Origin of the sequence: Marinobacter xestospongiae (assembly GCF_023156385.1) — a bacterium.
In the GTDB taxonomy this organism is placed as follows: Bacteria; Pseudomonadota; Gammaproteobacteria; order Pseudomonadales; family Oleiphilaceae; genus Marinobacter; species Marinobacter xestospongiae.
Genome location: NZ_JAKZAK010000002.1, coordinates 265898 through 279904 on the forward strand (window position 1 = coordinate 265898; position 14007 = coordinate 279904).

Consider the following 14007-nt stretch of genomic DNA (forward strand, 5'->3'; position numbering starts at 1 on the left):
CCATGAATACCTTTAACCTGTCAGCTCCCCGTTCGCGTCCGGCCGCGCCCCTCTTTGTTGGCCTTGTCGCCCTGGCCGTCGCCATGGGCATTGGCCGATTTGCCTTCACGCCCCTGCTCCCCCTGATGCTCCGGGACAACCTGCTGGACCCAACGCTAGGCAGTCAGTGGGCCACTGCCAACTATCTGGGCTATCTGGTGGGCGCGCTGACAGCCGCACGCTGGCGCCATCGCGTGGCCCTGGGCCTGGCGATCGGGCTGACCGGCATCGCCGGTCTCACCCTGATGACGGCGTGGCCTACGCTTACCCGTCTGCCGATTACCGGCCTTCTGCTGCGGTTCAGCTGTGGTGTGCTCAGTGCCTGGGTACTGGTATGTGCCTGCAGCTGGTGCCTGAAGCAACTGACAGCACGGGGCAGCGCAGCCAAGGCGGGCATGATCTACAGCGGGGTTGGCGCGGGCATCGCGGTGACCGGCACCATTTCCTGGCTTGGCGGCACCCTGGCGGCATCCACCCTTTGGCTGGTGCTGGGAGCGATTGCGATGCTGGGCGCCCTGCTGGTCATGGGGCGATTGGGAACAACCGGCAACACTCACATCCAGAGTGACCAAACTGGCCGCGCCCATGATCAGCCTGATCCAGGTCGTCATTGGGGCCTGATCGTCTGTTACAGCCTGGCGGGCTTTGGGTACATCCTGCCAGCAACCTATTTACCGGCCATGGGCCAGACTCTGACGGACAATGCCCTGCTGTTCGGCCTCAGTTGGCCGTTGTTTGGGGTCGCGGCGATGATATCGGTGGTGATCGTCACCCGTTGGCTGTCGGCTTGGTCTGACCGCAAGCGCTGGGCCCTGGCCCAGACTGTACTTGCAGCCGGTGCCGTGGTCCCCGTGCTGTGGCCGTCACTGTCGGCTCTTGCGGTCTCCGCGTTGCTGGTTGGCGGCACCTTTATGGTCATCACCATGGCGGGGCTGCAGCTGGTCCGGTCGCTGGCACCCATCAACCCGACCGCCTTGCTGGCGCGAATGACCGCCGGCTTTGCCTTTGGCCAGATCGCCGGCCCCGTGCTGGTCACGCTGCTGGCCTCTGTTTCGCCACTGCCCATGCCTCTACCGTTGACGCCAATCGAACAGGCCAACGTTCTGGCAGGCGGCCTGTTGGTCGTCAGTGCCGGTTGGCTGTGGTGGGGCAACCCGACACCGGGCCGGGTACACTGCCCGACCGGCCATTCTTCCCAACGCACGTGAAAGGTATTTGCATGACGGCTCTGACCCAACGATTACCGCTGCGGTTCCCCATTATCCAGGCGCCTATGGCAGGCGTTCAGGGCTGGGAGCTGGCGGCGGCAGTATCAGACACCGGCGCGCTGGGCTCCCTGCCCTGCGCCATGTTGACCCCGGAAGCGATCCGCAAGGCGGTGTCACAGATCCGCGCGAGAACCACCGGCCCCATCAACCTGAACTTCTTCGCACATCAACAGCCAACCCCTGACCCGGCGGCCCAGGAGGCCTGGCTGTCGCAATTCAGACCGTTCTATCAAGAACTGGACGTTCCCCTGCCGGCGGGGCCGAGTGGTGCCAGTCGACAACCGTTCAACGAGATCCTCGCCGATCTGGTGTGTGAGCTTAAGCCAGAGGTGGTGAGTTTCCACTTCGGTCTGCCGGCCCCGGCTCTGATGACCAAGGTCAGGGACAGTGGCGCCCTGGTACTGTCGACTGCCACCACCGTCGCCGAGGCCCGCTGGCTGGCCGATCACGGAGCGGATGCCATTATCGCCCAGGGCTGGGAAGCCGGCGGCCACCGCGGCCTGTTTCTGGATCAGGACATCAGCAACCAACTGGGAACGTTCGCATTGCTGCCCCAGGTGGTAGCCGCGGTTGATGTGCCGGTTATTGCGGCGGGTGGCATCGCCGATGCACGGGGTGTGCGGGCGGCCATGGCGTTGGGGGCCAGTGGTGTCCAGGTTGGTACGGTCTACCTGCTCTGCCCTGAGGCCACCACGTCTGCGGTACACCGGGCCGCTCTGCAGAGCGACGCCGGCCTCACAACCGCCGTTACCAACGTGTTCAGTGGTCGACCGGCGCGGGGGATCGTCAACCGCATGATTCGGGCACTGGGCCCCATGAGTGATCAAGCGCCGGCATTCCCGCTGGCAACCGCAGCGTCAGCACCTTTGAGGGCAAAGGCGGAAAGCCTGGGCAGCGGCGATTTCAGCCCGCTCTGGGCCGGCCAGAACATCAGCGGTTGCCAGCCACTGCCAGCCCGGGCGTTGACCCAGGGGCTGGCCGAGGGGCTGACGTAGCCAACACGGAACAGGACCTACTCAGACTCCCAGGCTGTGCTAGCTTTAACTGGGGCCAGCCTGAAGCGGCGGGCCATACCGGTCAAGGGAGTGAGTCTGTGTCCATCTATCAACGCGTGATTGCCGCCTGTACGGGCTTGGTGCTGCTTGCCATCGTCTCCATGACGTACCTGTCTTACCAGAAAGGCAGTGACGTGGTCAGTGACTCGGTCAGGGAGCGCCTTAACGCCATTGCCACCCATCAGCAGGGCAAGATAGCGGAAGTGATCCTGGCCTGGCAGGACCGGGTGGCACTGATTGCCAGTCGTACCCAGCTGCGCATCAGCCTGCAGCGCTACGGCATCATCGCGCAGCAATCCGACCAGGACAAAATGGCGGCCATACTGGCCGACGCCCAGCAGTCGGTGCGGGCCGTTCGCAGCATCCAGGTCTCGACCCTGGACGGCAGGGTTGTCGCATCCGCGGGCGAGCCGATTCAAACCATCGCCAGAATGATCGAGTTCTCCTCCCGAGAGAACAGTCCGGGCCTGATCAACCTGGCCTCGGACCAGACCGGTCACCTGTTTGCCACGCTCAGCCAAGCCATGGTTATTGACGACGTGGTGGTCGGCAAGGTTCAGGTCACGCTGTCCGCTGATGAGCTGCTGCGGACCACCGCCGACACCACCGGATTGGGCCAGACCGGCGAAACCCTGCTCACTGCCCGAAACAGACAGGGTGAAGCCTATCTGCTGACACCACTGCGACATCGTCCCGAGTTCTACCTGCAGCCGCTCCGGGAGCTGTCCAGCCCCTTTGCGGCGAGCCTGAACGGAAAGTCCAACGCCACGCTGGAGGCCGCCTCCGACTACCGGGACACGGTTACCATGGTGGCCCTGCGCCCTTTGCCCACGCTCGACTGGCAACTGGCCGTAAAAATGGATCACGCCGAAATACTGGCGCCGGTGTCCGACTTTCGCACCACCGTCGCCATGGCCGCAATCTCGCTGCTGATCGCGGCCCTGTTACTGGGCGTGCTCATCGCCCGGGCAATTGCCGGCCCGGTCACGCGGCTGGCCGAGGAGAGCCGGCGCATTCTTGGCGGCGAGTACGATCTGAGAACCACCGAAAACCCACAGGCCGGCCGGGAAATTCTGGATCTTTCCAGAGCCATCAATGAACTCACTGACATGCTGATCCATACCAACGCCTCGCTGGAACGGCGGGTGGCCGCTCGCACACAGGAGCTGGAGCAGCTCAATGAAACCCTGGAACGGCGAATTCTGGAACAGGTGGAGGCCCGGCAACTGATCGACCCGCACAGGGGGCAGGCCGATCAGAGTTGATCCGGAGGTAACCCGAATCGCCTCAGGCCATCGACAGGTCAGACATTGCGGCCTTCATCTCATCCTCGGTGACGTCACGGATGTGGGTCGCCAACGACCAGCGGTGCCCGAACGGGTCAACCACAATGCCATAGCGATCGCCCCAGAACATGTCTTCCGCCGGCATCACCAGGGTCGCACCGGCGGACTGCGCCGTTGCAAGGGCGTTGTCACAGTCCGCGACATAGCGGTGAACAGTCACCGGCGTCCCGCCCAGGGCCTGCGGGGAGCTGGGCTTGCCATCGGCACAGAACTCCGGAAAGTCGTCGCTCATGAACAGCACCTGCGATCCAAGGCGCATGGCCGCATGGAGAATCTTGCCGGTCTCCGGGTGAACCGAACGACTCAGCTCTTCGGCGCCAAAGGCTCTGGCGTAGAACTCAATGGCCTGATCGCAGGGATCACAGACAAGGTGGGGAATCAGGCCGGTCATGCCGTCTGGAATGGGGTTGGTCATGGGATGCTCCTTGGCCCCGCTAAGGGCAAGTGGGTGTGGAATGGGGTCCTTCTCGACAGAGTCGAACGGCGACTCGGAAAATCGACAGCTCCTTGAGCATAGGCCGGCTTTTTTTGCTCAGGACCGAGCTTTAAGGAGCCTCTGATCGCGCAGAGACGATTCGGAGTTCATCAGGCGCTCCTTAAAAGTCGATATCCACACCTTTACCACTCACCAATCGCCCCAGCCCACGGATCAGCCAGATCAGGCACTCAACCGGCAATTCCAGCACCACTTCCAGCACATCCAGCAATGGATGCTCCTGATCACGCTGCCCCCGTTTCCGGCTTGGCCAGATCAGGTAGGCCAGACCGAAACAGAGGGCCGCAAGCACCAATAAAGCCCAGCCCGTGGGCGTCGACACCAGACCATCCCAGATCAGAAAACAGGCCCCGAGAAAAACGCCGGTGGCAACAACGATTCGCACAATTTCCATGGCTACACGCGATTCCCTGAAAGATTGAGAAGCCTATCCTAGCGTCCGGACAATGCCGAATAGAAGATGCAGACAAAAAAGCCAGGGCAAGTGCCCTGGCCAAGGAGTGACTCAATCGGAAGTCGGGGCGTCTAACTGCACGTCAGAAGTCGTAGTTCAGCGCCAGCTGCAGGTTTCGGGGTTCGCCCCACCAGCCCTGACTGTAGAAGCCGACCTGTTCCAGGTACTCCCGGTCGAACAGGTTGTTGACGTTAAGCTGGGCACTGAGCTGGTCGCTGAAGGTGTATCGAGCCATCAGGTCCGCCACCACGTAGCTGCCCTGGCCGACACGCACCTTACCGTTGGGGTTGTTGGCACGGGTGAACACCTCACTCTGCCAGCGGGCACCACCGCCCACCCGAAGCGCTCGCCAATCGCCCTGGAGCTGGTAGGCAGTGAACAGCTTGAACTGCTGACGGGGATGCAGGGTGTTGACCCGCTCATCATCGGCATCCCGGGCGGTGGCCAGGGTGTAGCTGGCACTCAGACTCCAGCCCGGCGCCAGACGACCCACCAGTTCCGCTTCCACCCCTTCCACCGTGCCGCCATCAACCGGACGGTAGGCCTGGGTATCCGGACGGCCCTGCACCGGCACATCAGGGATGGCCTCGGCGAGGTTGTCCTGCTCGCTGCGGAACAGGGCCAGGTTGCCGTCCAGCTGCTCCGCCAGTGTCGCCTTCACACCCAGTTCGTAGTTGCGACCGGTTACCGGGTCCAGCAAATCGCCGTCCGGATCGCGCTTGTTCTGGGTCTGGAAGATTTCGGTGTAACTGACGTAGGTGCTGATGCGATCGTTGATGTCGTACACCACACCGGCGTAGGGGGTAAGCTCATTGCTGTAGGAATAATCCCGCTCTTCGCCGTAGTAGACCTGTTCGAGATCCCAGTTGCTCAAACGCATGCCAAGCACCAGGTGAAGAGGATCAGCCACCGACAGACGGGTGACCGCGTAGGCACCACTCTGCACCAGCTTGCTGTCATCGTTACTGTTGAACTGGCCCCAGGCCGGCTCGTCCACTACATCTCCGCGGCCGTTCAGATAGCGGCCAATTTCCGGCCCACCGTCGGCTGGCAGGGCGACGGTCATGTCCAGATCGTCTTCCATCCGCATCCAACCCACCGCCAGCTCGTGCTCCCGGCCAAACAGTTCAAACGGACCTTCGGCGGTGAAGTGCAGGTCCTGGCGGCTGCGGTGGCCACGGTAGTTGGCGAAATACTTGGTCATTCCCTCACCCGTCTGCTGATCGGGGTAACCGCCACGGAACAGGTAGTTCAGGCCATAGTTGCCGTCGTCATAGCTGTAGGCCGCTCGCAGCCGCCAGCCATTGTCGAGAAAGTGGTAGATGTCGACAAAGCCGCGGGTGGTCTCATTGAAGAAGCCGGACCAATCAGTGTTGTTGGCGGCCGAGCGGTCAAAATCGGTGCGGCTGCCATCGGCGTGAAACAACGGGAAGCCGGCGCCTGAGCCGTCCGTCTGGTTGTGCTGGTACTCAACCCCGAGGGAAATCTCCGTGCCGGTCGCCAGTTGAGTATTGATGATGCCGTAGTAGGTTTCCCGCTCATCCCGCAGGTTATGAACGTAGCTGTCACCGGTATCGCGGACCGCGATCACCCGGGCGGCGGTACGACCATCCTCACTCAACGGTGTGGAAACATCCGCGGTAATACGCTGCTTGTCCCACCGGCCCACGCCGACTGACGCATTGGCCGCAAACTCCGGCAGTGGCTTCTTGCGGATGAAGTTGACGCTGGCAGACGGGTCGCCGGCACCGGTCAGCAGACCGGTCGCGCCCCGCACCACCTCGATGCGGTCGTAGATCGCACTGTCCCACTCGGTATCACCAAAGTTCCAGAAGCCCTGAATCGGCGTCAGCAGGCCATCGAACTGGTAGGTTTTGATGGCGTAGCCGCGGGCGGAAAAGCTCACCCGGTTGCTGTCCCGGCGGGTCATCGACACACCCGGCGCCTGCTGGAGAATGTCGCCACTGGTACCCAGCGCCTGATCCTCAATCTGCTGGTGGGTCACCACACTCACAGCCTGAGGCGTCTCCTTGATCGACAGTGGCAGACTGGTGGCGGTGGTGCTGGCACCCGGCGCATAGCTCGAGCGCTGCTCGGAATCGGCAGCCAGCTCGCGACTGGTGATCTCCACCGTCCCCAGCTGAATCACCTCATCCCCGGCCAGCGCCTGCGGACTCGACAGCAAGGGAACAACCACCAGGCCAAGACAGCCGGCGTGGCGAACGGACGACAGATAACGATACTTCGAGGGCATCCAGTGACATCTCCTTTCCATGGCAGTATCGGCAAAGGCTTGGCAGCCAACGCCCGCAACCACTGCCAAAAGCCAGTGAATCAAGGGACACATCGCCCCTTAATGCAAATCATTATTATTCAGTAATTATTGCCACAGAAGCTATGGGAAACGACAGGATGTCAATTTGAGGCGACAACGCAGTCAGCTGCCAAGCGAAGCTACCGCCGAACCAACTGACTCGGCGGCAGGCCATAGCGGCGACGGAACGCCGCCGTCAGGTTGGTGGCATGACGATAACCGGTGAAGTGAGCGGCCTGTTGCACGCTGTAACCCTGCTCCAGGTAACCTCGTGCCAGCTCCAGCCGACGCGCCTTGAGGAACTCAAACACGGTCTGGCCGTACACCGCCTTGAACTTGCTGCGCAGGCTGCTCGGACTCATGGCCGCCAGCCCGGCCAGCGCGGTCATGGTGTAGTTGTGTTGCGGTTCCGCGGCCAGTCGATCGCGGAGATCCGCCAGGCGGCGCCGATCCCGCGGGCTCACGGGCGACCCCGCTGTGGTCTCTTCAGCCCCCTGCAGGCCCAGGGACAGCAGTTGCAGGCTGAGCCCCTCCAGCCATAGCGGTGAGGACTGAGGCGCTGTCAATGCCTGGGCGAGGTAATCCGGCAGTTGCCACACCTGTCCGCGGGTCTGGTGGCCGGCGGCCACTTCCAGCGCCGTCAGCGAGGCGGCATCCACGCTCAGGGTCAGCACCTTGAGACGCTGTCCGCGGCGCTGCCGGGCATCGAGCCGCGCCTCCTGCTCCATATGGAGCGTGGCCACCGTTCGGTCCGACAGTTCCATGGTCTGGGACCCCAGTGAGAGCCCCACCAGCCCTTCCAGAACCACCACCAGGCACAGCGGCGCAGGATTGAGCGAACGGGATTCGTAGGTTTCCAGCACCTCCACGTCCGATAGCACCAGCTGCATACCGGGCCGGAAGCTGAATTCCTCGACCTGGCCGGAAAGTATGTCCGTCGGTGAGGCGTTGTCCGGGTAGCGATAGTCCAGGGCGAATCGTTCACCAAACTGGCTCAGATCACGATGACTAAAGGTGCGGGAAGCGGAATTGGGGGCGACGTGGGGTATGGCGGTTTCGATCATGACGGGGCATCAGAGACTCTGAAATGGTTTTCCAAGTGGCCACGGCTGGTAAAGCTCGGCCAAATCCATCCCAGAATACCGCACACCATTATCAAACGCTATATAGACTCATTTTCACTTAAGTAGACTCTGATTGAGTCTTAAGAACATAAACAACAGACAAAAAAACCGCCTGAACGCAGAGCATTCAGGCGGTTCCGTAATCACCGCGCTATGTAACGGCTTTACTCGGAAGCAGCAATCAGACTTGCGTTGCCACCCGCCGCGGTGGTGTCCACACACAGGTGACGCTCGATAACGAAGCGCTGGTCCAGGGTCGGCTCGGTGATCAGCGGCAGCAGGGCGCCGTCGCGACGGGCCAGTGCCTGACGGTAGGCCTTGAGCAGATCCTGCTCGGCCACACTCACCACCGCCTCAAAGCCAGCTGCAGACACCAGGGCTTCCGGTGCCAGCAGGCCTTCAGCGCCCACTACCGGCAAGCCGGCATTCGCGGCCTGGCTCACCACGTCGGCAACCCCCGGCGCAATCATCACCACCTTGTTGCCCTGGGACAGCGCCGTTGCGGCCTGCGCCATGGCGGACTCACGGTCCGGTCCCAGGCACAGGATCACACCACGGGCATGGCAGGACAGACGGTTGAGTTCCCCGGTCGGTCCCGGCATTTCTTCATAGCCGGTGTCCAGCGGTGCCGGTACCTTGCCGAAGATCGGCCGCAGGGCCTCAATCCGCGCTTCCGGTGCCAGCGCCTGCTGGCCTTCCAGCTTGTGGATCAGGCCACGCAGCTGCTTGGCATCAACCGCCTTGGCAGAGCTGTCCGCCGCCCGGGACTCGGTCCCGGCTTTCATGAACCGGCGCACATACTGCGGGCCACCGGCCTTGGGACCAGTGCCGGACAGCCCCTCACCACCGAACGGCTGGGAGCCCACGATGGCACCGATCTGGTTTCGGTTGACGTAGGTGTTACCCACCTTGATACGGCGGGCAATGCGATCCACCCGGTGATCCACCCGGCTGTGGATACCGAACGTCAGGCCATACCCCTTGGCATTAACGGCATCGACCACCTGGTCGATGTCACGGGCCTCAAACGTGGCCACGTGCAGAACCGGCCCGAAGATCTCTTCCTCCAGCTCCTCAATGCCGTTCACCCGAATCACGGTGGGCGCCACAAACAGGCCCTTCTCCGGTACCGGCAGGCGTTTGAGTACCCGGCCCTGCTTGGCGAAGCGATTGCAGTGGGCTTCGATGCGGTCCTTGGAGGCCTGGTCAATCACCGGGCCCACGTCAGTGGACAACAGCCACGGGTTACCAATTCCCAGCTCTTCCATGGCACCGAACAGCATTTCCAGCAGGTGGTCGGCAATGTCTTTCTGGACATACAGCATCCGCAGGGCGGAACAGCGCTGGCCGGCACTCTGGAACGAGGACGCCAGCACGTCGCGCACCACCTGTTCCGGCAGCGCTGTGGAATCGACAATCATGGCATTGAGGCCGCCGGTCTCAGCAACCAGCGGCGCGTCCGGCGCCATCTTCTCAGCCATCACACCGCTGATGCGCTGGGCCGTCGCGGTGGAACCGGTGAAGCACACTCCGGCCAGACGCGGGTCGGAGGTCAGCGCCGCCCCCACAGTGGCACCGGTGCCCGGCAGCAGCTGGATGGCGGCCTTGGGAATGCCGGCCTCATGCATCAGCTCAACCGCCCGTACGGCGATCAGCGAGGTCTGCTCCGCCGGCTTGGCCAGCACCACGTTGCCGGCAGACAGGCAGGCCAGGACCTGACCGGCGAAGATCGCCAGCGGGAAGTTCCACGGTGAGATACAGCACATGATGCCGTGAGCCTCACCACTGCCCTGGTAACGGATACCTTCGTCAGCGTAGAACTGGGCAAAATCCACCGCCTCGCGAATCTCGGCAATGGCGTCCAGCAGGGACTTACCGGCCTCACGGGTAGTCAGTGCGAACAGTTCATCGGCGTGGGCCTCGAACAGGTCGCCAACCTTTCGAATGCAGGCGCCGCGCTGCTCGGCGGACATCACGGACCACTCCTGGAAACCACCCTGGGCAGCGGTAATGGCGGCGTCAATATCCGCCTCGGAAGCCTGGGTCACATGCCCGACCAGGTCGTCCGGATCGGCCGGGTTACGCACCATCTGTACTTCGGTGCCCACCGCGTCCACGGCCATAACCGGACCACCGGTCCAGCGGTGACTGCGGTATTCGCCACGGCCACGCTCAATCTCGGCGACGGTGACAGGATCGGTGATGTCCCAGCCCTTGGAGTTACGACGCTCACTACCGAACAGCGCTTCCGGGCGCACGATAGCCTTACTGGCGATGTTGTCGCCCATGGCGACCACCACGTCGATCGGGTCCTGGGCAATCTGCTCAGGGGTGATGCTGGTATCGACGATCTGGTTGACGAACGAGCTGTTGGCACCGTTCTCCAGCAGCCGGCGCACTAGGTACGCCAGCAGGTCACTGTGCGCACCCACCGGCGCGTAGATCCGACAGGGCACGCCGCTTTCGCGGATGACCTGGTCGTGCAGGGATTCCCCCATGCCGTGCAGACGCTGGAATTCGTAGCAGTCACGGCCCTGGGCCAACTCCAGAATTGCCGATACCGAGTGGGCGTTATGAGTGGCGAACTGCGGGTAAATGCGGTCCGTCATGCCCATCAGTTTCTTGGCACAGGCGAGGTAGGACACATCGCTGCAGGCCTTGCGGGTGAACACCGGGAAGCCTTCCAGCCCCATCACCTGGGCTCGCTTGATCTCGGCATCCCAGTAGGCGCCTTTCACCAGTCGCACCATGATGCGACGGTCGAGCTTTTCAGACAGCGCGTAGAGCCAGTCCAGGGTAAAGGAGGCGCGCTTGCCAAAGGCCTGTACCACCACACCAAAGCCGTCCCATCCGGCCAGCTCCGGGTCCACCAGGATTGCTTCGATCACATCCAGGGAGAGGTCGAGACGGTCCGCTTCCTCGGCATCAATGTTGAAGCCCATGTTGGCATCACGAGCCATCTTGGCCAGTTCCAGTGCCCGGGGCACCAGTTCTTCCATCACCCGCTCCTTGTGACCGAACTCGTAACGGGCGTGCAGGGCGGACAGTTTGACCGAAATCCCCGGGTTCTTGCGGACATCGCCGGTGCAGGCCGGGCGGATACGGTTGATGGCGTCGGCGTAGGCGCGGTGATAGCGCAGCGCATCGGCGTCGGTGCGGGCGGCTTCGCCGAGCATGTCGTAGGAATAGGTGTAACCCTTTTCCATATAGGTCTTGGCGCGATCCTGGGCTTCGTCGATGTCACGACCCAGAACGAACTGACGGCCCATCTCTTTCATTGCCTGACCGGCAACGGTGCGAACCACCGGCTCGCCCAGGCGCTTGATCATCTTGCGCAGGGTGTCACCCACGCTCTGGCGCTCAGAGTCTTTCAGCAGGTTGCTGGTCATCAGCAGCGCCAGGGTGGTGGAGTTGATCAAAGACGAAGACGCCTTGCCGACGTGGGCGCCCCAGTTACCAGAGGTGATCTTGTCTTCAATCAGTGCGTGAATGGTCATGTTGTCCGGCACCCGCAGCAGTGCCTCGGCCAGACACATCAGGGCAACGCCCTCTTTTGTGGTCAGGCCGTATTCGGACAGGAATTTTTCCATGATGGTGGGCTTGGCATTGGCCCGCACGGCTCGCACCAGATCCGCAGCGCGGACAGACATCGCCTCGCGTTCCGCCTGGGTGAGCTGGGCTTCCGCAATCAGCCCATGAATCACCTGGTGTTCGTTGGCCAGGTAGTGGTCACGGATGTTTTGACGGCACTCGATCAGATCGGGAGTCACTGACTGCTGCGGGTTCATTGTCATCACCTCATCATTGTTGGTCTCACCGCAGCATTCTACCGATGCACAGAAAGTCGATTTCCCTTTTAGCCCGCCAACGACCAGCCACTTGGACTTTATTAATGCCAAAATATCCGGATATGGATTAAAATACTGTGAATTTTAGGCAACCAGACCTTCACCCAAGCACAGGTGCAATCCCTTATGGCCGACCTGGACCGAATCGACCACTCCATCCTGCGGGAACTCCAGAAGAACGGACGCATCACCGTCACCGACCTGGCGTCCCGCGTCGGGCTGTCCAAAACGCCCTGCCAGGTCCGCATGCGACGGCTGGAGGAACAGGGCTATATCACCGGCTACACCGCCCTGGTAGACCAGGCCAAGCTGGGACTGAATCACATCGCCTTTGCCCAAGTCACCCTGAACGACACCAGCAGCAAAGCCCTTACCGCCTTCAATAATGCGGTACGGGACATCGCGGCGGTGGAGCAGTGCCATATGATCGCCAGTAACTTCGATTTTCTGCTGAAGGTCCGTACCCGCAACATGACCGAATATCGCACGGTGCTGGGGGAGCAGATCTCTGCCCTGCCCCACGTGGTGCAGACCAGCACCTTCGTGGTGATGGAGAACGTCAAAGACCGGGGGATGTAGGTCTGCCAAGAAAGCAGAGGAGAAATTGAAAAGGGAAACAGGAAAGGAAGGTTCAGGCAGCGGGAGCGCCGGCAGCGCCCCGCTGGGATGAGCCTCAGGCCCGGCTGAGGAACTTGCGGTCTTCCACGTTGACCTTGATGCGGTCGCCGGTGGAGATGTGCTCCGGAACCTGCACCACCAGCCCGGTGGACAGGGTTGCCGGCTTGGTCCGGGCCGTAGCGGAGCCACCCTTGATGGACGGGTCGGTCTCGGTGATTTCCAGCTCCACCGTGGTCGGCAGATCGAGAGCCACCGGTGCGTCGCTCACCAGAATGACCATCAGCCCCTGCATGTCTTCAGTAATGAACAGCAGCTCGTCTTCAATGGACTCCTTATTGAGGCTGTACTGGCTGAAGTCCTCACTGTCCATGAACACATACTCTTCGCCATCCGAATAGGAGAAGGTCGCCGGCCGACGGACCAGGTCCGCCAGATTCAGCATGTCCGAATCCTTGAAGGTCTGGTCAAGCTTGTTGTTGGTCACCACGTCGTACATACGCATGCGGTAGAGGCTACCGCCAGCCCGGCCCTGGGGCACGGACCGTTCAATGTCCTTCACAAAGTAGACCCGGCCGTCGTATTCCACCGCCGAGTTCTTCTTGATCTCACTTGCTCTTGGCATTGTCTCTCACTCCTAACCAATCTCGGGGACCATGCATGGCCCTGCGTTGCCGCTTAACGGCGATCTCGGGTAGCTGATATACCACGAAGCCGCGCCACAATCGACTGCCCGGCCCCGATTGCCCTGATTCCGCAGCCTCGTTAAAGTGTTTAAGGAGCCTCGGATTAACACCGACACCGGCACACGGAACGAACCGGCATGATACTAGCAATCGATGTAGACTACAGAGGCACGACCGCCAGCGTCGCGGGTATTGCCTTTCAGCACTGGCAGGACAGCGAAGCCACAGGCATTTACCAGTCACAGGTCGACAACATCGCCGACTATGTGCCTGGCAGCTTCTACAAACGGGAACTCCCGTGCATCCTCACATTGCTGCGGGAACACGACCTCAAGCCGGACGTGATCGTGATTGATGGATACGTGTATCTGGATGGCAAACACCAGCCCGGCCTTGGGAAACACCTCTACGACGCCCTGGACGGCAGTACCATCATCATCGGCGTCGCCAAGAAACCGTTCCGGGACATTGGCGACGACTTCGCCCTTTACCGCGGCAACAGCAACACCCCGCTCTACGTAACCGCCGAAGGCATCAGGCAGAACGACGCCTACCAGGCCGTGCAGCAAATGCACGGCAAATACCGCAACCCGACACTGCTCAAGCAAGCCGATCGGGTTTGCCGGCGCATCAACCTGTCCTGACACCATCAACACATCAGCCACTAAAAACCGATATGCATTCAGTCATCGCTTCACTATGTCTTCTATTGATTGCTGCGGGAGTCGTTGTTTCGATTTTTGGGCTGCCATTCCTCGTGTC

11 protein-coding genes are annotated in these 14007 nt (G+C 61.7%); 5 read left to right on the forward strand and 6 right to left on the reverse strand.

The features are described 5' to 3' along the window. The first annotated feature begins 2 nt into the window (after positions 1-2). From MLD24_RS03080 to MLD24_RS03090, 3 genes are all read left to right on the forward strand, one after another. On the forward strand, positions 3-1247 hold the full coding sequence (locus MLD24_RS03080) for a YbfB/YjiJ family MFS transporter (protein WP_248163835.1): 1245 nt from the start codon (positions 3-5) through the stop codon (positions 1245-1247). Positions 1248-1258: 11 nt separating this feature from the next. Continuing rightward, positions 1259-2302, forward strand: a complete 1044-nt coding sequence (locus MLD24_RS03085; RefSeq protein WP_248163837.1) for an NAD(P)H-dependent flavin oxidoreductase — start codon at positions 1259-1261, stop codon at positions 2300-2302. A 98-nt stretch (positions 2303-2400) separates the two neighbouring features. Further along, entirely contained in the window at positions 2401-3627 is a 1227-nt protein-coding gene (locus tag MLD24_RS03090; RefSeq protein WP_248163842.1) for a cache domain-containing protein, read from the forward strand. Positions 3628-3649: 22 nt separating this feature from the next. Here the strand turns inward: MLD24_RS03090 and MLD24_RS03095 are convergent, their stop codons facing one another. The 5 genes from MLD24_RS03095 to putA form a co-directional block, all read right to left on the reverse strand. Beyond that, positions 3650-4123, reverse strand: coding sequence for a VOC family protein (locus MLD24_RS03095; protein WP_248163845.1), 474 nt, complete (start codon positions 4121-4123; stop codon positions 3650-3652). A 181-nt stretch (positions 4124-4304) separates the two neighbouring features. Next, a complete protein-coding gene (locus MLD24_RS03100) occupies positions 4305-4598 on the reverse strand; it encodes a hypothetical protein (RefSeq protein ID WP_248163850.1) in 294 nt (97 codons plus the stop codon). A gap of 142 nt (positions 4599-4740) precedes the next feature. Continuing rightward, a complete protein-coding gene (fauA, locus tag MLD24_RS03105) occupies positions 4741-6912 on the reverse strand; it encodes a TonB-dependent alcaligin siderophore receptor FauA (RefSeq protein ID WP_248163853.1) in 2172 nt (723 codons plus the stop codon). Positions 6913-7112: 200 nt separating this feature from the next. Further along, positions 7113-8036: a helix-turn-helix transcriptional regulator gene (locus tag MLD24_RS03110; protein ID WP_248163856.1), complete on the reverse strand. Its 924-nt coding sequence runs from the start codon at positions 8034-8036 to the stop codon at positions 7113-7115. 224 nt (positions 8037-8260) lie between these two features. Continuing rightward, positions 8261-11884 (reverse strand): bifunctional proline dehydrogenase/L-glutamate gamma-semialdehyde dehydrogenase PutA, encoded by a 3624-nt coding sequence (putA, locus tag MLD24_RS03115; RefSeq protein ID WP_248163861.1) that lies wholly within the window; start codon positions 11882-11884, stop codon positions 8261-8263. A 186-nt stretch (positions 11885-12070) separates the two neighbouring features. Here putA and MLD24_RS03120 point away from each other — a divergent pair, with 186 nt between their 5' ends. Beyond that, positions 12071-12523, forward strand: coding sequence for a winged helix-turn-helix transcriptional regulator (locus tag MLD24_RS03120; RefSeq protein ID WP_227174869.1), 453 nt, complete (start codon positions 12071-12073; stop codon positions 12521-12523). A gap of 94 nt (positions 12524-12617) precedes the next feature. On the opposite strand, the gene efpL is transcribed toward MLD24_RS03120, so the two are convergent. Beyond that, complete coding sequence (gene efpL / locus MLD24_RS03125; RefSeq protein WP_227174867.1) at positions 12618-13184, reverse strand: elongation factor P-like protein EfpL; 567 nt, start codon at positions 13182-13184, stop codon at positions 12618-12620. 198 nt (positions 13185-13382) lie between these two features. Between efpL and MLD24_RS03130 the strand changes: the two genes are divergently transcribed. Continuing rightward, positions 13383-13889 (forward strand): endonuclease V, encoded by a 507-nt coding sequence (locus MLD24_RS03130; protein WP_248163864.1) that lies wholly within the window; start codon positions 13383-13385, stop codon positions 13887-13889. Positions 13890-14007 lie beyond the last annotated feature (118 nt).